17 protein-coding genes are annotated in these 23,036 nt (G+C 59.0%); 5 read left to right on the forward strand and 12 right to left on the reverse strand.

Annotated features, from left to right (window positions below):
- Positions 1-73: 73 nt before the first annotated feature.
- Positions 74-949, forward strand: a complete 876-nt coding sequence (locus G547_RS21540) for a glucosaminidase domain-containing protein (RefSeq protein ID WP_051235476.1) — start codon at positions 74-76, stop codon at positions 947-949.
- Positions 950-1,069: 120 nt separating this feature from the next.
- On the opposite strand, the gene G547_RS0113760 is transcribed toward G547_RS21540, so the two are convergent.
- Genes G547_RS0113760 through G547_RS0113775 form a run of 4 tightly spaced genes read right to left on the reverse strand, consistent with a single transcriptional unit; the run spans position 1,070 to position 5,221 of the window.
- Entirely contained in the window at positions 1,070-2,188 is a 1,119-nt protein-coding gene (locus G547_RS0113760; protein ID WP_084646030.1) for a polysaccharide deacetylase family protein, read from the reverse strand.
- Between the two features lie 10 nt (positions 2,189-2,198).
- Entirely contained in the window at positions 2,199-2,465 is a 267-nt protein-coding gene (locus G547_RS0113765) for a PilZ domain-containing protein (RefSeq protein WP_027330354.1), read from the reverse strand.
- Between the two features lie 52 nt (positions 2,466-2,517).
- Complete coding sequence (gene parC, locus G547_RS0113770; RefSeq protein WP_027330355.1) at positions 2,518-4,770, reverse strand: DNA topoisomerase IV subunit A; 2,253 nt, start codon at positions 4,768-4,770, stop codon at positions 2,518-2,520.
- A 22-nt stretch (positions 4,771-4,792) separates the two neighbouring features.
- Positions 4,793-5,221: an LEA/WHy family protein gene (locus G547_RS0113775; protein ID WP_051235478.1), complete on the reverse strand. Its 429-nt coding sequence runs from the start codon at positions 5,219-5,221 to the stop codon at positions 4,793-4,795.
- Positions 5,222-5,618: 397 nt separating this feature from the next.
- Between G547_RS0113775 and G547_RS0113780 the strand changes: the two genes are divergently transcribed.
- The gene (locus tag G547_RS0113780) at positions 5,619-5,963 is read left to right on the forward strand and encodes a hypothetical protein (protein WP_027330357.1); all 345 of its coding nucleotides are present in this window, start codon (positions 5,619-5,621) and stop codon (positions 5,961-5,963) included.
- A gap of 66 nt (positions 5,964-6,029) precedes the next feature.
- Positions 6,030-7,157: an FAD-dependent oxidoreductase gene (locus G547_RS0113785; protein WP_027330358.1), complete on the forward strand. Its 1,128-nt coding sequence runs from the start codon at positions 6,030-6,032 to the stop codon at positions 7,155-7,157.
- Between the two features lie 23 nt (positions 7,158-7,180).
- Here the strand turns inward: G547_RS0113785 and G547_RS0113790 are convergent, their stop codons facing one another.
- Genes G547_RS0113790 through G547_RS21545 form a run of 4 tightly spaced genes read right to left on the reverse strand, consistent with a single transcriptional unit; the run spans position 7,181 to position 10,986 of the window.
- Complete coding sequence (locus G547_RS0113790) at positions 7,181-7,543, reverse strand: DUF2750 domain-containing protein (RefSeq protein WP_027330359.1); 363 nt, start codon at positions 7,541-7,543, stop codon at positions 7,181-7,183.
- 36 nt (positions 7,544-7,579) lie between these two features.
- Positions 7,580-8,263: a M48 family metallopeptidase gene (locus G547_RS0113795; RefSeq protein WP_051235479.1), complete on the reverse strand. Its 684-nt coding sequence runs from the start codon at positions 8,261-8,263 to the stop codon at positions 7,580-7,582.
- 27 nt (positions 8,264-8,290) lie between these two features.
- Positions 8,291-9,415, reverse strand: a complete 1,125-nt coding sequence (locus G547_RS0113800; protein ID WP_036188735.1) for a GNAT family N-acetyltransferase/peptidase C39 family protein — start codon at positions 9,413-9,415, stop codon at positions 8,291-8,293.
- Between the two features lie 5 nt (positions 9,416-9,420).
- Positions 9,421-10,986, reverse strand: coding sequence for a Na/Pi cotransporter family protein (locus tag G547_RS21545; RefSeq protein WP_036188737.1), 1,566 nt, complete (start codon positions 10,984-10,986; stop codon positions 9,421-9,423).
- Between the two features lie 74 nt (positions 10,987-11,060).
- Between G547_RS21545 and asd the strand changes: the two genes are divergently transcribed.
- Positions 11,061-11,936 (forward strand): archaetidylserine decarboxylase, encoded by an 876-nt coding sequence (asd, locus tag G547_RS0113810; protein WP_027330362.1) that lies wholly within the window; start codon positions 11,061-11,063, stop codon positions 11,934-11,936.
- Here asd and G547_RS0113815 read toward each other — a convergent pair.
- The 4 genes from G547_RS0113815 to gltB all read right to left on the reverse strand — a co-directional run bounded on the left by G547_RS0113815 (position 11,933) and on the right by gltB (position 20,550).
- Entirely contained in the window at positions 11,933-13,303 is a 1,371-nt protein-coding gene (locus G547_RS0113815; RefSeq protein WP_027330363.1) for a cyclic di-GMP phosphodiesterase, read from the reverse strand. The two genes, asd and G547_RS0113815, sit on opposite strands and share 4 nt — an antisense overlap.
- 200 nt (positions 13,304-13,503) lie before the next feature.
- Entirely contained in the window at positions 13,504-14,568 is a 1,065-nt protein-coding gene (hemE, locus tag G547_RS0113820; RefSeq protein WP_027330364.1) for a uroporphyrinogen decarboxylase, read from the reverse strand.
- Between the two features lie 10 nt (positions 14,569-14,578).
- Positions 14,579-15,997, reverse strand: a complete 1,419-nt coding sequence (locus tag G547_RS0113825; protein ID WP_027330365.1) for an FAD-dependent oxidoreductase — start codon at positions 15,995-15,997, stop codon at positions 14,579-14,581.
- Between the two features lie 98 nt (positions 15,998-16,095).
- Positions 16,096-20,550: a glutamate synthase large subunit gene (gene gltB, locus G547_RS0113830; protein WP_027330366.1), complete on the reverse strand. Its 4,455-nt coding sequence runs from the start codon at positions 20,548-20,550 to the stop codon at positions 16,096-16,098.
- A 486-nt stretch (positions 20,551-21,036) separates the two neighbouring features.
- Between gltB and G547_RS21550 the strand changes: the two genes are divergently transcribed.
- Positions 21,037-22,974 (forward strand): Ig-like domain-containing protein, encoded by a 1,938-nt coding sequence (locus G547_RS21550; protein WP_051235481.1) that lies wholly within the window; start codon positions 21,037-21,039, stop codon positions 22,972-22,974.
- Positions 22,975-23,036 lie beyond the last annotated feature (62 nt).

A 23,036-nucleotide genomic window follows, 5' to 3' on the forward strand; every position in this document is an offset into this window, starting at 1 on the left:
CCCACACTTTCCATGCGTAACCCAGTAGCCATACGTAACTCAATAGATAGCCCGCAAGAATGAAGGAGATTCTATGAAGCAAGGTGTGACCCAATGGTTGTTGGGACTCGGTTTAGTGGCCTTTGCCGGCGGTTGCCTGGTCCTGGCACTGTTTCTGGCCCATCACCTGCCTCAACCTTTGGAGCCCGCCGAAGAGGTACCCGGCATCTCGCGGCCAGACATCGTGAAGAAGCTACCCAATTTTGTCGAGATCGACCATATACCCGAGCGCAAGCGCGCCTTTTTCAGCATGCTGATGCCGATGGTGGAATGGCGCAATCACCAGCTGCGGCAACTGCGCACTGACGTTGAGGCCATGATAGATACCCTGGCCAGCGGCGCGAAGTTGACCGACGAGCAGGCCCGCGAACTGGAAAAGCTGCGTATTCATTTTCGCGTGACCGAGGACAACTACCCGGAAACGAAGGAGGCACTTGAAGTGCTCCGGCGTCGTGTCGACATTATTCCCCGGGAAATGGTTCTGGCTCAGGCCGCCGCTGAATCCGGCTGGGGGACGTCCCGCTTTGCCCGCCAAGCCAACAATCTGTTCGGGCAATGGTGCTACCGCAAGGGCTGCGGCCTGGTGCCCAACGCACGCTCGGCGGATGCCAGCCACGAGGTGCAGAAATTCGATACCGTCAACGACGCCGTCGCCACCTACTTTCGCAACATCAACACCAACCGGGCCTACCTGGAGGTGCGTCAGATTCGTGCGCAGCAGCGCACAAATGACCAGACCCCCTCAGGGCTGGCGATGGTGGAAGGCCTGCACCGCTACTCCAGCCGCGGGCAGGCGTATATTGAGGAGCTCAAGGAGCTGATTCACTACAACGACCTGGAGCAGGTCAAAGAGGTTTGGTTGGCGCCGGAGGAAGAGGAAGAGGCGCAAGCGCCTGAGCCGTCACCGTAGGCAGGGTAAACGGTAGGGTAGGTAAGCGAAGCGCCACCTACCATTTGAGCCAGTTGCGGTAGGTGGCGCTTCGCTCACCTACCCTACAGCTTACTGGCACTGAACCCGGTTTGATCGGCCTCAATTTTCGTGTTGCCACTCGCCATTTTCACCGGTCACCAGCCACTGCTGGGAGAACCAGAAGAAGCGGCCGGATTCGCCCGTGCCGGCGGTGCAGTTGTAACGGGTGCGCCCGGGGGTCAGTGGCTTGTTAGCCCGGGTGGCGACCGTGTTTCCCTCCACGCGAGTTTCAATGGCGCCCTGGCCGGAGGCAAAACAGCTGATCCGGTCCGCCAGTGAGGCATCCTCCAGCGTCATTGCCAATACCGGCCGCGCGCCCTCCTTCACCACTACCTCATCAAGCGGCTGCTCAAGGGACCAGTCGGAATACAGAGCGGTTTCCGTGAGCGGCATTGGGCGTGTCTTCACTTTGGTGGCGAAGTCTTCCAGGCTGCCGTAGGGCCCTCCAAAGGGAAAACGCGGCAGCGCGCGCAGATCGCTGTGCGGGCCGAGTGGACCCGACTGCTGGCCGAATGCCACGAAGCCCAACTCTTCCAACAGAGCCTTTACCTTGTTGTTGTACTCCCCGTAGGGGTAGGCCAACATTTTATGGTTTTGCCCGGTTTCTTCTTCAATACGCTGCTCGGCCTTGACGATCTCGTGGCGAATGCGCTCGCGCCATTCGCTTGCACTTTCCCCGGCCTTGAAGCGCTGGAGGTGGTTGTGGGCGGTAGAATGGTTGGCAATGGTCGCGCCCTGCTCGGCCATTTGGCGGAGCTGATCCCAGGAGGCGAAGCCGGGTTTGTTCTCATCGAGGGGGTTGGTGTTCACGAATACCGTAAAGGGCCAATCGCGCTTTTTCAGCACCGGAAGCGCATGGGTGTAAACCGACTCATAGGCATCATCAAAGGTGATGGCGGCGGTCTTGTCGGGCAAGGCCTCCCCGGCCTTTAGGGCGGAAACCAGTTGCTCCAGCGGTACCACGGTGAAGTCATGGTTCGCCAGATAGTCCATGTGCTTCTCGAACCGCTCCGGCGTCACACTGGTGGAGGGCGGGCTGTCCTCGCTTACGTGATGATATTGCAGCACCACCGCCGCCGTCGCCGACGGGGACTGGACCAGCCCCACGGCCGCCAGCAGCGACGCGGCCACGGCAGAAAAACCCAGTAGCCATTTCCGCTGGAACCATGTCCGTTTCATCGCCTGCACCTCATTCTTCCGAAAGAAATTTCAACCCGACACCGTCGGGCTCCGCGCGCACAACCTCCATATCCAACACAGGGGCTTCGCCAGGCATGCCCTGCACCTGACCGGTCACGATCGAGCCGATGGGTGGTACTTTGTCGGGGTCCAGGATGACAAACACACCCCCATCGGAAATGTCCCGGGTCTTCACCATCAACTCACCGATCGATTCATGCTGAATCTTGATCCGGCAGGCAAATGGGGTGCGCACAAATTGCCGTTTGTCACTCATCACTAACCCTCGTTGTCATTATTATTGCGCCTGATTGTTCACAATATCCCGTCTAAACCACCTCGGCGCGATCGACCTTCTGGAAGCCTCGCGGCAATTTGTTCCCCCGCCGGCCACGCTCGCCCCGGTAGTGATCCAGGTCCCCGGCCTTGAGTGTGAGGTGGCGCTTGCCAGCATGCAGGGTCAACGCCTGGCCTTCACCAATCACGCACACCGCAATCACGTACTCTTCCCGGCTCTGTACCCGGGCCGAGGGAATGTTCATGATTTTGTTGCCTTTCCCACGAGCCAGCTCCGGCAGCTCTGTCACCGGGAAGACCAGCAGCCGACCTTCGTTGCTGACGGCAGCCAATAGATCGTGCTCCGGATTGTCCAGCGGTTGCGGCAACAATACCTGCCCGCCCTTGGGCACGGTGAGCATGGTTTTACCCGCGCGATTTTTACTGTACAGATCGCCAAGCTTGGCGACGAAACCATAGCCCGCATCCGAGGCCAACAGGATGCGTTGGTCGTCGGTCCCCATCAGAGCGCCCTCGAAACTCGCCCCGTTGGGCGGGTTCAGGCGCCCGCTGAGAGGTTCCCCCTGGCCTCGGGCGGAGGGCAGGTTGTGAGCGGCAATGGCGTAACTGCGCCCGGTGGAATCGAGTAGCATCACGCTCTGGTTGGTTTTACCACGCACGGCAAACTTGAAGGCATCACCGGCTTTGTAGTTAAGGGCGGCGGGGTCGATATCGTGGCCCTTGGCCGAGCGGATCCAGCCTTTTTCCGACACCACTACCGTGATGGGATCGACTCCAATCAATTCGGTTTCACTGAACGCCTGAGCCTCGCCACGCCGGACGATGGGCGAGCGACGATCATCCCCATAATCTTTTGCCACTTGCTGTAATTCTTTGCGAATCAGGGTTTTCAGGCGGGTCGCAGAGCCCAATGTTTTCTCCAACTGGTCCCGCTCCTTTTCCAGCGATTCCTGCTCGCCCCGGATTTTCATTTCTTCCAGGCGGGCCAACTGACGCAAGCGGGTGTCCAGAATGTAGTCGGCCTGAACGTCGGTCAGATTGAAGCGCTCCTTTAACACCGCTTTAGGTTCGTCTTCGGTGCGGATGATATGAATGACTTCATCGATGTTCAGGTACGCGATCAGCAGGCCTTCCAAGAGGTGCAGGCGCTTCTGAACTTTATCGAGCCGGAATTCCAAACGACGACGAGTCGTGACCGTGCGGAATTCGAGCCATTCGGACAGAATCTTATCGAGGCTCTTCACACCGGGCCGGCCGTCGATGCCAATCATGTTCATGTTGACCCGGTAGGTTTTTTCCAGATCAGTGCTGGCAAAGAGATGCTGCATCAACTGTTCGGCGTCCACGCGGTTGGAGCGCGGGGTAATCACCAGCCGTGTGGGGTTTTCGTGATCGGATTCATCCCGCAGGTCGGTGACCATCGGTAGCTTTTTGGCCTGCATCTGGGCGGCAATTTGCTCCAGGATTTTCGAACCGCTCACCTGGTGGGGCAAGGCGTTAACAATCAAGTCGCCGGTGTCGCTTTCCTTGCTCCAGACCGCGCGCATGCGCAGGCTGCCGCGGCCGGTTTCGTACATTTTGATCAGATCTTCGCGTGGCGTAATCAGCTCCGCCTCTGTGGGCATGTCGGGCCCGTGCACATACTCGCACAACTCCTGCACAGTGGCCTTGGGGTTGTCCAACAGGTGAACACAGGCACTGACCACTTCGCGCAGATTGTGGGGCGGGATGTCAGTGGCCATACCCACGGCAATGCCGGTGATGCCATTGAGCAACACATTGGGCACCCGAGCGGGCAGTACGGCGGGCTCGTCCATGGTGCCGTCAAAGTTTGGCTGCCAGTCGACCGTGCCCTGTCCCAGCTCTTCGAGCAGAACTTCGCTGTAGCGGGCCAAGCGCGATTCGGTATAGCGCATGGCGGCGAAGGATTTGGGATCATCCGGCGAGCCCCAGTTACCTTGACCATCTACCAACGGGTAGCGGTAGGAAAAACTCTGGGCCATGAGCACCATGGATTCATAAGCGGCGCTATCGCCATGGGGATGGAACTTACCGATGACGTCACCAACGGTACGCGCGGACTTCTTGAATTTGGCGGTGGCTTTGAGGCCGAGCTCGCTCATGGCGTACACGATACGCCGTTGCACGGGTTTGAGCCCGTCGCCGATATTGGGCAGAGCGCGATCGAGAATGACGTACATGGAATAATCCAAATACGCCTTCTCGGTATACTCCTTGAGAGGAATGCGCTCTTCGGCGTCAGGGGATACTACGACTTCGTTCATGCAAATTCCTGGTCGTTATTCGTTAATACTGCAGCTTGATCTCGCCCTTCTCCTCGACGCGCATGGACGGCAACCATTGGCTGAAGTCCAGCTTGGCGTCAAAGTTGTAACTGACCCGATCACTCACCTCCCGTTGACTGAAGTGTTGCACCAGTCGGGCGATGGACAGCAGATTGGCGGAGACTTCCACCGTCACCGGCGTCTCTTCATAGGCCTTGAGGGTGGGCACCTGGCTGGTCACCCCGCTCAAGACATCGATGTTTTCGATGCCGATGTTATAAGAGATCCCCCTGACGGACAAATCCCGCCCATTGGGGTTGGTGATATTCAAGTGTACGGCAATACGCTGCTCCATGCCTTGGGCCGGCAACAGCTCAAGACCGGTCACTTTGACGCTAGGCTCTTCGATGCCGAGAGGAATATGCGAACAGGCCGCGACGACCAGAGCCATTCCGCCCAAAAGAACGCCTCGAAGCACGGAGGCCCTGTGTGGGGCAGACCGTTTCAAGACCGTAGAGCGCGGGATTCGCGGTTGCGAGCCTACAGGGATGTATTTATGGCGTGTCTTGGAACGGTCTGCCTCACACAGGGCCGGGCGACACGCCTCTACGATACTTCTTGTTGCGGAAACAAGCTGATGCCACATGCGAATAACGCTCCTATTCAGTCCAATAAATGTCGGTCCAACCAACCCTTTTCAGCCAGATTACACCAGCGGGTGGAATACCGTGACGGCCCCTAAAGCTTTTGTGAGACCGGTCACATGACTATAACCCGCGCTGTGGTCTAATCCCGCCTTGGCCCGGCCGGGGTTTGGCCGGGCACAGAAATATCAACAGAGGTAGTCTATGCCCAAACACCCGCTCAGCGCTGACGAACTCATGGGCAGCCGGGAAATTCGTTTCATCGACCGCCAGGAAACCAACTACCCCAACCTGATGCGACTGTGCATGGACTTCGACTTCCGCGTCCTGCAATTGTTGCACAAAACCCCCGTACCCACCGCCAACAAATCCTTCGTGCTCGTCACCAAAGACTACCGGCTCACCCCCACCGCCGCCATCAGCCCCCCGTTTGCCACCGTCGAACAACTCGAAACCTACGTCCACCTGCACCAGGTCGACATACTCCACAACTACCTATTCGGCTTCGTCGACGAAGACATCGTCAGCAGCGGCGGACTGTCAGAATAACCGTCAGTCATAGACGCTGGCGTCACTGTTCGCTATGCTCACCGCTTTTACACGAGCGTCGATCCTATGCGAACACTGCTTCTGGCCGGTGGCGGCCTGACGCATGCCCTCTACCTGGCAAACGCCCGTCGCCTGCTGCCTGGCGACGTTCGCGTCGTGCTCGTCTCACCCGAACGCTTCGTGCCCTACTCCAGCATGCTCCCCGGCCTGATCGCCGGGCACTACCGCTTTCGCGACTGCCACATCGACCTCGGCCAGCTCTGCCGGGCCACCGACACAGAATTGACCTTCGGCCGCATTGAGCGGCTCGACCCCGAACAGCGCGAAATTCAACTCGACAGTGGCGAAACCCTCGCCTTCGACCTGTTATCGCTCAATACCGGCCTGCAACCCGGCGTGCCCATACCGGGGTTGGAAGAGCACGGGATGAGCATCCGTCCCATCAGCCGGTTCCTGCCCCAGTGGCAGGAAACCCTGGAACGGCTGCGCGGGCGCGAGCGCAACGACCCCGCCCACCTCGGGGTGATTGGCGGAAATGTGGACGGAGTGGAAGTGGCGCTCGCCATACGGGAACGCGTCAAGCGGGACGAACTCATCAAGGCACCGGTTACCGTGCACCTGATCCATGCCGGCGGGAAGCTGCTGCCCGAGTTTCCGCTCGCGGCCCAATTGCGTACCGCGCAACTGCTCCAACAACACGAAATTCGCGAGCATCCGCTCTTTCAGGTCAATCGCATCGAAGCCCACCGGATACAGACCGAACGTCACCAGCACTTGCCAATGGATGAAGTGGTCTCTTGCGTCTCGGGCAGGCCCGGGCCCTGGGTCAAAGACTCCGGCTTGACGCTCAATGATCGCGGGCTGATTCAGGTCAACCCCCATCTGCAGTCGGTCAATTACCCCTGGGTGTTCGCCGCGGGCGCCCTGGCCTCGGTTACGGGCGCTGCCAGCAACGGCTGTGCCGCCACCCTGGCGCTGCGCCAGGCACCGGTACTGGCGGCCAACCTGGCCCGCACGCTCACCCAGGAGTCTATGCGAAGCTTCAAACCCCACGCGCGCGTCCTTTCGCTGATTACCACCAGCAACCTCTACGGGCTGGCGCGTTACGGCAATTGGGTGTGGGGCGGCAAGTGGGTAGAGCGTTGGCGCCGACGGCGGGACCAGAAGGTCATGGCGAGCTTTCCCCGCGCATAAACGCCTCCTGTGCGGCTGAGCGGCTACTCCAGCTCCTGCTCGAACTCTTCCAACAGATCCAAGGGTTCGTATTCCTCACCCTCAAGGGCGGAGTCCCAGTTCACCCCCACCAGCAGCTCATCGTCGTGCATTCCCGGCAGCCACTCATCGAGCAGCTCTTCGAGCTCGATCGCCACCGGTTGGTAATCCGCCCATTCCTCGCGGCAGTGCACCTGCGCCAACTCGAGCGCCGACCACAGGGGCATGACATCACTGCTCTCGTATTTGTCGGAGGGACACAGGGCCCAGCCTTCGGGCCCTTCCAGGCCAAAGACGCAACCGTTCTCCATCGCCTCGACGATAAAGCGGTCAAAGTTTTCAGCGGGGTCTTCGCTTAATGGAGTCATGGAGGAGTTCTCTTTGGAGTGTCATTTTTTGCGAATTTACAGCACCAGGCAGCGGCCATTGGCCTTGAGCCAATCCCGCTGCCGGCGGTAGTCCGGGCATACCTGCTCCACGAGATGCCAGAAGGCCCGGCTGTGGTTGTGATGACGCAGGTGACAGACTTCGTGAGCGACAAGATAGTCTACAACCGGCTCCGGAGCCAGCAGAATCTGCCAGTTGTATTGAATCTCGCCTCGGCTGGTGCAGTGGCCCCATTTGCTCTTGGTGCGCCGTATGGTCACTGCGGTGCACTCAAGCCCCATACGGCGGCTCAACGCCCGAGTCTTCTCGGTCAGACGCTCGCGTGACTGGGCCCGATACCAGCCCTCCACGAGGGCGCGCGCCTGCTCCTCCGCCGGTCGACGACTGCGCCGGGAGGTGGCCACGGATAATACTGAACCGAGCCGCTCGACTCGCCCTGCGGCCCCTTCAGCCACCGCCAATGTCAGCTCCTCCCCCATAAAGGGCAAACAGGTGCCGGAGACATAACGATACTCGGGAACTCTCGCCAGCAGCGCCCGCTGAGCGCTGATCTTGCGGTCGATCCAGAGGGATTTCTGCCGCACAAAACGCTCCAGATCCCGCTCTGAAACCCCTACTGGGGCGCGGACCAGCAGCTGCGCGTCCCGGATTTCCAGGCTCACGGTTCGGCGGCGGGCGGAGCGTTTAATCCGGTACTGCACGGTGGACCTCATCTTCTAGAGCTGGCTTTATTTGAGCTTGGAGAGAATGACAGCGGTGCGCAGGCGGCTGCGACCAAAGCTGGTCATTTTCTCAAAGTCGGCCCGGGCCAAGGGTAAGTACTGACAATCGAGCGCGGTCTGTCCCTGGCTGTCCGGATCGGGATCGTGGACGTAGATACACTCCTCATCATACCCACTCATCACCACCCAGTGAGGGGCCTTCTTGCGATCCATGCGGTAGGTGCTGATCAAGATCAGCGGCAAATCTCCCCGGTCGAATGCCGCAATCAGGTCGTTCTGGCGAACTTCCCGATAATGCACAGCAATGCCCCTGGCCTCCAGGGCCACCCGGTAATCCTCATGAACGAGTGTCATGACCGGTTTTTTGGTCTCATCGCGCACGCCATCGAGAAACAGCGCGCCTTCCTGATTGACCCACACCTCGGGACGAAAGCCCCGGTCATCCGCCGCCAGGGCCAGCCCCATGGGGTGGCAACCGCCGTGGCCAGAGGTCATGAAAATGGTGGTGGACTCACGCCAGAGGCGCAGCTCCTCGGTGGTGGAGGGCTCATAGTCTGGTTGCAGCGCCGCCATGGCCATCATCAGCGACGCCGGACCGCAGGTAAACCGGGTGCTTTGGGCCAACCAGGGAATGGCCCGATGATACGCGGTGTCGCTGACCACCCGAATACGCTTCTGGTAGCGCAGAGCGTCGGTGTGGTCTTCGTAGTAATCCTGGTAGAGACCGAACTGCTTGTAACCCAGGTTCTCGTAGAGCGTAATCGCGCCACGGTTCTCACTGCTGACTTCCAGGCGCATGTAGAAGCGGCCACTGTCCCGCGCCCCTTCCTCACCGGCCAGAATCAGACGGCGAGCCAACCCCCGCCCGCGGTAGTCCGGGTTCACGGCCAGGGAATACATGCGGGCCAGCCGGGTCCCGCGATTAAACAACACCAGGATATAGCCCGCGAGGCTGTCACCATCCCGAGCGACCATGAACACACAGTGATCACTGTCCAACCAGCGGCGGAAGCTGCGGCGACTGAGCCGGTCATTGGCAAAGCAACGGTGCTCAAGCGCCACGAGACTATCCAGGTCACTGGAGCGGGCGGGAGTAAGGGGGAGTTCAGCGTGCGCCGGGGAAGAGGTCATAACAATTATTGCTGGTAGTTGAGTTCTCGACGATGCAGATCAATACGGCTGATATGAACCGCCACCCGCTGCAACCAGCGAGCCACCTCCATACGCGCTACACCCTGTTTCAATTCAAGACGACCCTGGGCGATATCTTTCATGGTGTCCTGACGGCTAGTTTGCTCGATTTGCGTCATTTGCGCGAGGGTTTGTTTCACTTCTTCACTCTCCATGGGGTGTTTTCCAGAGAGCAAATGCACCAGACGCTTGAGGCATTCACGGCCCTCGGGCAGGTCATCCCCATTGCGCAACGCCATGGCCACACTTTTGTTCTCACAACGCTCCTGCAGACGCTGCAGGTGCTCCACAATGTGAATCGCCGCCAACAGGCGTTCCCATTGCACACCGCTGGCCTGGTCCACATGGATGGCGTCGAGGTACTGTTGAATATCAACCAGTTCCTGGGCCATATCCACCAGGGGAGCCGAACGCTTGGTCTCCCCCAGGACATAACCCAGTTGCTGAGCGGCCCGTTCAAGCTGAGTGTTCAACACCTTCTGTACCGCCGTTAGCGCCAATTCCGGATACTTGAGCAGACCGCGATCCAGAATCTGTTGGTAGCCAAAGGTCTTCTCCGGGAACAACCGCTCAATCAGCCGGGAGAATTGACGGGCGAAGGGCAATACCAAGAGCACGCCCAGCAGATTGAACCCGGTGTGAAAGCCCACCAGCGCGAATTCCTCATGGCGCTCAAAAGCGTCCGCCGCGAAACTCTGCCAGAGAGTGACGTAGGGCGCCACGAGAAACAGCGCAAGCGCGCTGACGCTGGTGTTGTACACCACCTGGGAAAAGCCGGTGCGCCGCACGGCCACGTTACCCCCGATGGTGGCCGCAGCAGCGGTGAAACTGGTGCCGATGTTCATTCCCACCACCAGCGAGGCGGCCTGCTCAAACGCTACCGTATCGGTGTGCAACGCTGCCAGCGTTGCCACCACACCGGCGGTCGAGGACTGGGTAATGACGGTAAACAATACCCCGAGCAACACCAGCTTGAATTTGCCCCACAGATTGTCTGCGGGAAACTGGCTGAAATTCACATCATCCTGCAGCCCTTCCAGTCCGTTTTGCATTCCATCGATGCCGATGAAAATAAGGCCAAACCCCGCCAGCGCGAAGCCCAGGCCCCCGAGCGAGCGGCGGGCAAAAAGCTTGAACAGCGCCCCGACAAAGACAAACAGGGCTGCAAACAGCGACAGCTCAAGCTTGAAACCGATCAGCGCCACCAGCCAGCCGGTAAAGGTCGTGCCTAATGCCGAGCCGAATATAATGCCCAGGGCTTGGGAGAACTCCAGCAGACCGGCCCCCACAAACCCGACCGTGGCGACAATGGTGGCGGTGGAAGACTGCAGCACGGCGGTGCTGACCAAGCCGGTCATCACGCCGCTCACGGGGCTCCGGGTAAAACGCATCAGACCCTGGCGAATGGCATCTCCGGCCATAGCGCGCAACCCCTCGGTCATCAACGTCATCCCAAGCAGGAACAGACCGAGGCCGCCCAGGACTTCCAAAAAAACCTTCACTGACTCCATGGTGACTCGCCGACGAACTCCAGGATATTTGCTAAGATGGCGCCACTGAAACCCAACGAGTGATCCACGACGCCATGAACGAAAAGTTATTTGCCGCCCTTCAGTATATCACCCCGCAACACTCCCTCTCCCGAGCGGCGGGCTGGCTGGCCAACCAGCGCACTGAGTGGATCAAGAACCGGTTTATCGAATGGTTTATCGAGCGCTACGGCGTTGATATGAGCGAAGCCCTGGAGGAGAACCCGAGGGCCTACCGCTGCTTCAACGAGTTTTTCACCCGGGCACTGAAACCCGACGCCCGTCCGATCGATACCACGGAAGGTTCGATTGTCTGTCCCGCCGACGGTTCCGTAAGCCAACTGGGCCGTATCGAAGAGGGTCGTATTTTCCAGGCCAAGGGCCAGATGTACACCACTCGGGAATTGCTCGGCGGCAGCGAAGCCCTGGCGGCGGAATTCGACCAGGGTCACTTCGCCACCATTTACCTTTCGCCCAAGGATTATCACCGTGTGCACATGCCCTATGAAGGCCAGCTGCGCACTACCGTGGCCGTTCCCGGGGAGCTGTTTTCCGTCAATAACGCCACCGCCCGCCAGGTGCCGAGGCTGTTTTCGCGCAACGAACGGTTAGTGACGATTTTCGATACTGACCTCGGGCCCATGGCCGTGGTTCTGGTGGGTGCCATGATTGTGGCCGGCATTGAAACCGTGTGGGGGGGAGAGGTCGCACCCATCCGCCGGAAGGTGCAGACGCTGGATTTCCGTCCGAAGTCGCCCATTACCCTCAACAAAGGCGAAGAAATGGGCCGCTTCAAGCTGGGTTCCACGGCAATCGTGTTGTTCGGCAGAAACAAGGTGAACTGGGAGAGCGCCTTTCAGGCCGGCTCCCCTACGTGGATGGGGCAGAAGCTGGGCGTCCGGCAGAGCACCACCGATCATCAAAAACCTTAAGGCTGAAACTTTTCCAATAGCGCCATCAGCCCGGACTTCTCCTTTTTCATGATGTAGTTGTCGCGCACGGCAATAATATCAACGTCCAGGGTACCGGGCTCCAGGTCGCGGGCGATTTCGATTTTTTCCACCTCACCGGCCGTCTTCTTGCCGGAGTCAATCTGAGCCTGTTTGCGCTTCTCATCCTCCGCCAGATCCAGCAGCTGGGGCGAGCGCAAGGGTGACTTGGTGGCATCCAGCACCAGCATCACTTTTGGTTTCAAGCGGCGTTCAAAGTTCTGTTCGACGACGACGCCCACCTCACCGGTGCTCAGCTCCACCAAGGTGCCGGTGGGGTACAGGCCAATAGCGCGAATGAACTCCACCACCAGTTCCTCCTGGAATTGGGTGTTACGCAGCTCATACAATTTACTGACGGCTTTGGAGGGGGCGATTGGTTGGCGCGCACCGCGCGGGTTGGTGGTGTTGTCATAGAAGGTGACAATACCCGCGACCTTCCCCAGCAACGGTATCTTGTCTCCCTGCAGATGCAACGGGTAGCCACTGCCGTTGAGGCGTTCACAGTGGGTTTTGACCACGCTGATCACCCGCGGCTCCACCCCGGGGGTCTTTCGCAGGATATCGACGCCTTTCTCCACGAAAGTTTCGAATTCGCGCTCTTCCTCGGGCGTGCGCTTGGCTTTGGCAAGCAGTCCCTGATCCAGCTTCACCTTGCCCACATCCTTGAGCAGCACGCCCATGGCGAGCACGTCCAGGTCCCGCTTGGGCAGGCCGATGTGGCGGCCGAACAGAATGGCCCAGACCGAGCAGCGGATGGCGTGGCTGTAGGTGTATTCGTCTTTCTCCTGCACGCGGGACAACCAGGTAAAGGCATCCGGGCTGCGCAGCACGCTGTCGACCATATCACTGGCCAAACGCTTGGTCTCGACAATCGGTACCCGATGCAACTCGTTGCTGCCCAAGTAATCCAACACCTCACCTACCGCGTGGTACACGTTCTGATGCAGCTGGCGGGCCCGCTTTATTTCCTTTTTCAGAGGCTGAGCAGGCGGATACTGGTTGCGCTGAATGCGTAGCGGGGCCACTTTGACATTGGCCGGTGTCTGGGCGTTCTCGCGGGCGCTGATACGGCTGCGAAGGCTCTCGGCGTGAAGGGTTTTTAAATCGGAGGAGACCGGCGGGCGACCTTTGATGACGTCGATATAGACGTGCTTGCACAGGCTTTTGAGTTGTTTGATTTCGTCCAGGTCCCGGACATAAAAGCCTTGCAGCGGGAAGGGCGTCTGAGTCCACGGGCGGTCCAAACCGGAGACATACATGCCCACCGTCACTTCGTTGACGTCAACTTTGACTTGTTTGATTCCCACGGTGTGCCCTCAGCTGCCGGCGCGGCGGCGTCAAATCCGTCTATGGCGCCAGTTTAGACAAAAACCAGGCCGGATACCACAGATAGTGGGGCAAGGGATTGGCGGGAGTCAAGCCCCTGTCGGGAAGTCTGACACCGATACGCGTGACACCAAACCCCACATTAAAGCCTGCTTTCAATCCCTCGCCAAGAGGGCATCGCTCACTCGTGGTATGGCGCTGAGAGCTCATGAACCGCGCGAATAAATGCGCCAGCGTGCTCCGGATCCACTTCCGGGGTGATGCCATGGCCCAGATTGAACACATGGCCGGGCCCCTTACCATAGGAAGCCAGGATATCCGCCACCTCCGCCCGAATGCGATCCGGGCTGGCATAAAGAATGGTCGGGTCCATATTGCCCTGGAGGGTCACCTTGTGCCCCACTCTCTCTCGGGCTCGCCCGATATCGGTCGTCCAGTCCAGGCCCAGGCCGTCGGCGCCGGTCTCCGCCATGGCTTCCAGCCACTGGCCGCCACCCTTGGTGAACAGAATCACCGGCACTTTACGGCCTTCCTGCTCACGAATCAGCCCACCGACGATCTTTCTCAGATAGCGGAGCGAGAAGTCGTGATAGGCATTGTGTGAGAGGGCACCGCCCCAGGTGTCAAAAATCTGCACGGCCTGGGCGCCCGCCCGAATCTGGCCGTTCAAATAGGCGATAACCGACTGTGCCAGGGTATCTAGCAACTGGTGCATCAGCTCGGGCTGGTTATACAGCATCTGCTTGGCCCGGCGGAAGTCTCGACTGGAGCCACCCTCAATCATGTAGGTCGCCAGCGTCCAGGGACTGCCGGAAAAACCGATCAGCGGCACGCTCCCGTTCAGCTCCCGGCGGATGGTTTTGACCGCATCAAGCACATAGGGCAGGTCGGCGTCGGGATCGGTGACCTTCAACGCATTGATGTCCGCCTCGGTGCGCACCGGTTTCCTGAATTTGGGCCCTTCACCGGGCTCGAAATAGAGCCCCAGCCCCATGGCATCGGGGATGGTGAGGATATCGGAAAACAGAATGGCCGCATCCAGCGGGTAACGCTCCAGGGGCTGAAGCGTGACTTCACAGGCCATGTCCGGGTTACCGCACAGGCCCATGAAGTTGCCGGCCCGCTCGCGCGCGGCGCGATACTCGGGCAGGTAACGACCGGCTTGGCGCATCATCCACACGGGCGTGACATCCACGGGCTCTCTCGCCAGAGCGCGGAGGAAGCGGTCGTTTTTCAATTCGGTCATAATCGGGGGTTTATACCTTTAAGTAGTCCATGATGCCGTCCGCCGCTTCGCGGCCTTCCCAGATGGCCGTAACCACCAGGTCGGAACCCCGGACCATATCGCCACCGGCGAAGACCTTAGGGTTGGAGGTCTGGAACTTGAATTCCTGGGTTTCCGGCGCTTCCACACCGCCCCAATCGGACACGTTGATATTGTGCTCGTCAAACCAGGGGGCGGGACTCGGACGGAAGCCAAAAGCGATCAGGACCATATCCGCCGGCAGAACCTCTTCACTGCCCGGAATGGGCTCGGGGCGGCGACGGCCATTTTCATCCGGCTCACCCAGCTCGGTGGTCACCACCTTCACACCCTCGACCTTGTCTTCCCCGACAATGGCGACCGGCTGGCGGTTGAACAGGAACTGTACGCCTTCTTCTTTGGCGTTGGCCACTTCACGGCGCGAGCCCGGCATGTTTTCTTCGTCGCGACGGTAGGCGCAGGTAACGCTTTCGGCGCCCTGGCGGATGGAGGTACGGTTACAGTCCATGGCGGTGTCACCACCCCCGAGCACCACCACCCGCTTGCCTTTCACGCTGATGTACTCGCTAGGGTCTTTTTCAAAGCCCAGGTTGCGATTGACGCTGGCCACCAGGAACGGCAAGGCGTCATGCACGCCCGGCAGGTCCTCACCCGGGAAACCGCCCTTCATGTAGGTGTAGGTACCCATACCCATGAAGACTGCGTCGAACTCGTTCATGATCTCATCGATGCTGATGTCTTTGCCGACTTCGGTATTGAGACGGAACTCCATACCCATTTCGGTAAAGATTTCCCGGCGACGGCTCATGACGCCCTTTTCCAATTTGAACTCGGGAATACCAAAAGTCAGCAGGCCGCCGATTTCGGGGTAACGATCGAACACCACCGGTTTGACGCCGTTACGCACCAGCACGTCAGCGCAGCCCAGACCCGCGGGGCCGGCACCAATAATGGCGACCTTTTTATCGGTCCAGGCGACCTTGGACATATCGGGCTTCCAGCCCATGGCAAAGGCCGTGTCGGTGATGTACTTCTCGGCGTTGCCGATGGTGACCGCACCGAAGCCATCGTTCAGCGTACAGGCGCCTTCACACAGACGGTCCTGGGGGCAAACGCGACCACAGACTTCCGGCAGGGAATTGGTCTGGTGACTCAGCTCCGCCGCTTCGAAAATGTTGCCTTCGGAAATCAGTTTCAGCCAGTTGGGAATGAAGTTGTGAACCGGGCACTTCCACTCGCAGTAAGGGTTACCACAGTGCAGACAACGGTGTGACTGGCTGGCCGCCTGCTCTTCATCGAAAGGCTCGTAGATTTCCACAAACTCGTGCTTGCGCACTTCCATGTCTTTTTTCGCCGGATCCTGGCGGCCTACATCAATAAACTGGAAGTTGTTGTTCAAACGTCCGGCCATAATCACTGCCTCAGCTAATCGGTTGGGGCCCGGCATCAGTCAGCCGGGCCCTCTTTCGTTCTAGTATCTGCGTGTGCGCGCAAAGACGCCCCTGCTGCTTACTCGCCGCGTTTTTTCATGTCGTCGAGCAGGCTGGACAGGTTCGCCGCCTTGGGCTTAACCAGCCAGAATTTACCCACGTAATCATCGAAGTTATCGAGCAGGTGCTGGCCCCATTCACTGGCGGTTTCGCCGGCAAACTCGGTGATGACTCCGCGCAGATGGTTGCGGTGCGCCTCGAGTGACTCGCCGTCGACCCGGTGAATATCCACCAGCTCGTGGTTGTAACGGTCCACAAAGCTGTTGTCTTCATCCAGCACATAGGCAAAACCACCAGTCATACCCGCGCCGAAGTTGACGCCGGTGCGACCCAGAACAGCTACCATACCGCCGGTCATGTACTCACAGCAGTGATCACCGGCGCCTTCCACCACAACGTGAGCACCGGAGTTGCGCACGCCGCAGCGCTCACCCGCCTGACCGGCCGCGAACAGCTTACCGCCGGTCGCCCCATACAGGCAGGTGTTGCCCATGATGCTGGTCTCGTGAGACTTGAAGCTGGAGTTGCGTGGTGGCCGCAATACCAGCTTGCCCCCGGCCATGCCTTTGCCGACGTAGTCGTTGGCATCGCCTTCGAGGTACATATACAGGCCACCGGCATTCCAGACACCGAAACTCTGCCCGGCCACGCCGGTCAGGTTCAGGGTAATAGGCTTATCCGCCATGCCCTGGTTGCCGTGACGCTTGGCAATTTCACCACTGATACGCGCTCCCATGGAACGGTCACAGTTGGTGACGGTAAAGCGGTACTCGCCACCGGTTTTGTTTTCGATGGCCGGGAGCACTTCTTTCACCATTGCTTCAGCCAACTCACCCTTGTCAAACGGCTCGTTGCGGCTCACGCCGCATTGCTGGGGTTTGGTCTTGAGGAAGTCGTCGGTATGGGTAATCCGGCTCAGATCCAGGCGCTTCTGTTTGCTGGTCTGACCTTCGATGGCCTCCAGCAAGTCCACACGACCGACCAGCTCCGAGAGACTGCGCATACCCAGACGCGCGAGCCACTCGCGGGTTTCCTCGGCCACAAATTTGAAGAAGTTCATCGCCATATCGACGGTGCCGATGTAGTGATCCCGGCGTAAGTCATCGCGCTGGGTGGCCACACCGGTGGCACAGTTGTTCAGGTGGCAGATCCGCAGATACTTGCAGCCCATCGCAACCATCGGCCCGGTCCCGAAACCGAAGCTCTCGGCCCCGAGCATGGCGGCCTTGATGACATCCAGACCGGTTTTGAGACCGCCGTCAGTCTGAACGCGGACTTTGTCACGCAGGTCGTTGGCCCGCAGCATCTGATGGGTTTCGGACAGCCCCAGCTCCCAGGGCGAACCGGCGTAACGGATGGACGTCAGCGGGCTCGCGGCGGTACCACCGTCGTAACCGGAAATAGTGATCAGGTCGGCATAGGCCTTGGCCACGCCCGCGGCAATGGTACCCACGCCGGGCCGGGACACCAGCTTCACGGACACCAGGGCATCCGGGTTGACCTGCTTGAGGTCGAAAATCAGCTGCGCCAGATCCTCAATCGAGTAGATATCGTGATGCGGCGGTGGCGAAATCAGAGTCACACCGGGCACGGAGTAACGCAGCCGGGCAATCAATTCATTGACCTTGCCACCGGGCAACTGGCCGCCTTCACCGGGCTTGGCGCCCTGGGCGACCTTGATCTGCAGTACTTCGGCGTTTACCAGGTAATGCGGGGTAACACCAAAGCGGCCGGACGCGATCTGTTTGATCTTGGAGACTCGGTTGGTGCCAAAGCGGGCCGGGTCTTCACCACCCTCACCACTGTTGGAGCGACCGCCCAGACGGTTCATGGCTTCGGCCAGGCACTCGTGCGCCTCGGGAGACAATGCCCCCAGGGACATACCCGCGGAGTCAAAGCGCTTGATGATCGCCTCCATCGGCTCGACCTCACTCAGTGAAATCGGCTTGGCGTCGCCCTCTTTGATTTTCAACAGGTCGCGCAGAGTCGCCACCGGGCGCTCGTTAACCAGGCCCGAGTAGTCGCGCCACAGGGCGTATTCGCCGGTCTGCACGGCGCGCTGCAGAGTCTGAATCACATCCGGATTGAAGGCATGATATTCCTGCCCGTGGACGTACTTGAGAATCCCACCCTGAACCAGAGGCTTGCGAGGCAGCCACGCGGTCTGGGCAATGATCTTCTGGTCCGCTTCGAGGTCTTCAAAGCCGGCACCCTGAATGCGGGACTGGGTCCCGGTAAAGCAGGTGTCCACCACTTCGTCCGCAAGGCCCACCGCTTCAAACAGCTGGGCGCCACGGTAGGAGGTGATGGTGGAAATCCCCATCTTGGACAGGATTTTCAACAGACCTTTATCAACGCCCTTGCGATAGCCTTTATAGGCCTTGTCGGTGTCCAGTTGCAGTTCACCGGTATCCATCAGGTTGTTGAGCACGTAGTAGCTCAAGTACGGGTAAACCGCCGTGGCGCCGTAACCAATCAACGTCGCCAACTGATGCGAATCACGTGCGGTGCCGGTCTCGACAATGATGTTGGCATCGCAGCGCAGACCCACCTTGGTCAGGTGGTGATGCACTGCGCCGGTCGCCAGCAGGGCGTGTATCGGCAACTGGCCTTTTTCCAGGTGGTTGTCACTCAACACCAGCAGCACCTTACCTGCTTTCACCCGTTCAGCCGCATCATCACAAAGCTTGGCAATCGCCTGCTTGAGACTGTACTGCTCGGGGTCGTAGTTGAGGGAGAGAATCGTAGACTCGTAGCCCGGGCGAGAAACATCCAGCAACGCCCGGAACTTGGCCGGAGAGAGCACCGGTGAGCGCAGAATCACGCGATCAGCGTGTTCTTTTGTTTCTTCATAAACCGACAGCTCGCGACCGAGGCACGTCTCCAGAGACATGACGATCGCTTCGCGCAACGGGTCAATGGCCGGGTTGGTCACCTGGGCAAACTGCTGGCGGAAATAGTCGTATAACGGACGCTGCTTGGCAGAAAGCACGGCCATCGGGGTGTCGTCACCCATGGAGCCAACCGCTTCCTGACCACCTTCCGCCAAGGGGCGCAGCACCTGGTCACGCTCTTCAAAGGTGACCTGGTACATTTTCATGAAAGCTTTCAACTCAGCTTCATCCAGCCCGTTCTCGGCCACATCCTCTTCCAGAGTGGACTCGATCCGCAGCGCCTTTTCTTTCAGCCACTGCTGGTAGGGCTGGCGTCCCTTGAGCAGTTCATCAATGTCCTTGGTGTGGAAGAGCTTGCCGGTTTCGGTATCCACCGACAGGATCTGACCGGGACCGAGACGCCCTTTGGCCACCACGTCCTCGGGCTTGTACTTGTACACGCCCACTTCCGAAGCCACGGTAATAATGTCATCTTTGGTAATGACCCAGCGCGACGGACGCAGGCCGTTGCGATCCAGAGTACAGACCGCATAGCGGCCATCGGTAATGACCAGACCCGCCGGGCCGTCCCACGGCTCGACGTGCATGGAGTTGTATTCGTAGAAGGCGCGCAGCTGGGGGTCCATGTGCTCGACATTCTGCCAGGCTGGCGGTATCAGCATGCGTACCGCACGGTGCAGTTCCATGCCCCCGGTAATAAGAACTTCCAGCATATTATCCAGACTGGAGGAGTCCGAACCTTCCCGGTTGACCAGCGGATCGACTCGCTCAAGGTTCGGCAACAGCGGGGTGCTGAACTTGGAGGTCCGAGCTTGCGCCCAGTTGCGGTTGCCCATGACGGTGTTAATTTCGCCGTTGTGAGCCAGCATCCGGAACGGCTGGGCCAGCGGCCACTGGGGCAGCGTGTTGGTGGAAAAGCGCTGGTGAAACACACAGATGGCGGTTTCCAGCCGCTCGTCCGCCAGGTCGGCGAAGAAGCGGGGCAGGTCCACCGGCATCATCAGGCCTTTGTAGGAGATAACGCTGGCACTGAAACTGGCGATGTAGAAGGTTTTGTCATCGGCCAGACGCTTCTCGGCCATACGGCGCACCAGGAACAGACGCGCGCTGAACTCTTCTTTGCTGATATCACTGTCATTGTTAATGAACAGGTGATTGAAGCGCGGCAGGGATTCCAGCGCGATGGGGCCCAGGCAACTGCTGTCCACGGGGACTTCACGCCAGCCCACCGGGCTCAAATCCTGGGCACGCAGCTCCTCCTCGACGACCTCCCGCGCTTTCTGCGCTTGGGCGTCGTCGGTGCTGAGCATGATGGAGCCCACACCGTAAACATCGGTCAACTCAGCGCCGCAGGCCTCTTTGGCCACCTCACGCAGGAAGCCGTCGGGCTTCTGCAGCAAGAGGCCACACCCATCCCCGGTTTTCCCATCGGCGGCAATACCACCGCGGTGGGTCATGCAGGTCAAGGATTCAATGGCGGTTTCCAACAGGCGATGGCTGGCCTTGCCCTTCAAATGGGCAATCAAACCAAATCCGCAGTTGTCTTTAAACTCATCTAACCTGTAGAGGCCCGTGGTCATACGCTGTCTCTCTCGATACCGATAGAACCCGGAGTGTGACACAGCTCACATTCCAGACAAAAAAGCCCCTGCATAAAGGGGCCGGGCAAATGGGCGCAGCATATTACCCGCAAGTCGCCCCGATGGCAAGACGAGCGAGTTACTTAGCGCCGAACAATTTAGACAAAAATCGGCGAAATCAACGCCAAATGCTGGGATATGTTGCCATTTATCAGCAAACACCTGCTTATAGTGATGGGCTTCCAGTGAACCGTCCGAGCGACCGCCCGACCGGATTGTTTCCCTATATCAGCGACATATCTTCGGCCTGCCCGGCCGGCGCCTTGATAGGAACACAGCATCAACGTATCACAATTCCAGGAAAATACCTATAATCCGCCGAAAGGCCCGTAATCCGGGGCCAACGCGCTTTATTCCGACGCCAAACTGGGCTAAGTTAGACACATCTTTAACCATCATAAAGAACTGGCACTTCAGGAAGACACCATGCATAAACCAGAATCTCGGACCCTCCCCCTGAAAACCCTCGCCGCCCTGCTCTTGGGGCTGACCCTCACCGCCTGTGGCGGAGGCGACAGCGGCTCGCGGTTGGACAATATCAATGACGGCAATACCGGCGGCGGCAATGGCGGGGGAGACGACGGCCCTGTGGGTGAAAATGAGCCAGCGCAACTCGGCCGAGGCAGTGCCGATAGCTTTGTAGCCGGAGAGATAGAAGTTGGACTCCCTGAGGGAAGCTCGCTCGCCCCTGGAGGCACGACAACGCTCGTCGTGACGATGGTAAATAATAATGGGGAGCTGGTTACGAGTGCCGTAGATGTCAGTTTCAACTCCGACTGTCTAGCATCTGGTCGATCAGTACTTACCTCCAACGGAGAGGAAGTGGGCACCACCGTTAGCACCAACAATGGCCGAGCCGAGGTAACGTACTCAGCTAATGGCTGTGTCGGAGCCGATCAGATTACCGCACGCGCTACATATGAGGGACTTAGCGCGGGCAGCGCTAGGGCAACGATTGATGTGGCCTCGGACACAGTGCAGACCGTGGAGTTTGTTGGAGCAGAGCCCGAAGTGATCGGCTTGAAAGGCACCGGCACACAAGAAACCTCCACTGTAACGTTTCGGGTACTTGGCTCTACCGGAAGCCCAGTTCGGGATGTCGACGTTGACTTCTCTTTGACACCTGCGGGAATAGGCGGCTTATCACTGGTGAACACCACTGCTACCAGCAATGCGGCGGGCGAAGTCAGCACCACGGTGCAGTCCGGGACGTTTGCTACCAGCGTGCGGGTCACAGCCACTATCGAGGCAGAGACGGGCAACATCTCCACACAGTCCAGTCGCCTGGTGGTATCTACAGGGATACCCGATCAAAACAGTATCAGTGTAGCCGCATCAGACCTTCACCCTGTCTCCTGGAACTATGACGGCGTAGAAAGTCAAATTACCATTCGCTTGGCCGACGCATTTAACAACCCTGCCCCAGACGGCACAGCCGTGACGTTTACCAGTAGCGGCGGTGCCATCGATTCGAGTTGCACCACTGAAGGAGGTGCTTGCACAGTGACTTGGCGCAGCCAAAGCCCTCGCCCGCGCCCTTCCGCAGGCTTCGAGATTACTGATGACATGGCCATTATCTGTGGACCAACAGCAGATGGCGCTTGCCGCCCCGGACGTGTAAAAGTTCTCGCTACAGCCTTGGGCAATGAATCGTTTACCGATCTGAATAGTAATGGTATTTACGATCACAGCACCGACATTTTCCTGTCAGACAATAGCGAGGGCCAATGTGCCCCCAACCGCCCTGCCCCATACGCCGAAGTTGACGAAGACGGGTGCGATGACCTGGGAAGCGCGTATCTTGATAAGAACTTTAATGAGGACTATGACAGTAACGAAGAAATCGTAGTATTGTCGGACACCGAAGCCAGCGATGGCTCCAGTTACGCAGCCGGAGACGGTATTTATAACGGTGTATTGTGCAGCGACGCATCCCAACAAGCAGGGGAGTGCAATCGCGACGCTGTAACCATTCGCGATGATTTGATGCTAGTGATGAGCTGTCACACTCCTTACACCATGGCCGACGGCCGCCTTCCCGGACAAAACGACGTGACACTTTCCCCAGGGGAGACGACCACGGTGACCGTGTTGCTGGCAGACTGCAACGGTAATGGCATGCCTGCAGGAACGACCATGGACCTCAACATTCAGGGGGATGGTTTCGAAGCAGATACCAGTCTGAGCAACGAACTCGTGGGCAGCTCTGAACCAGCCACTGTGACCATTTTCATCACTGCGGACGACGAAGAACCTGCCAGTGGAGCGATCTTGATGGAGATTACCGCTCCCACTCCAGGCGGAGATGTAGGCACTATTCCAGCAGCGATTGGTGTTTCGGCGGCGCCGGCTCCAAGCCCCTAAACTAAAAGTTATGAACGACTTCCAAGCGGGGCTCAAAAGCCCCGTTTTTGTATCATCAAACA

The sequence above is a fragment of the Marinimicrobium agarilyticum DSM 16975 genome, assembly GCF_000423345.1.
Taxonomy (GTDB): domain Bacteria; phylum Pseudomonadota; class Gammaproteobacteria; order Pseudomonadales; family Cellvibrionaceae; genus Marinimicrobium; species Marinimicrobium agarilyticum.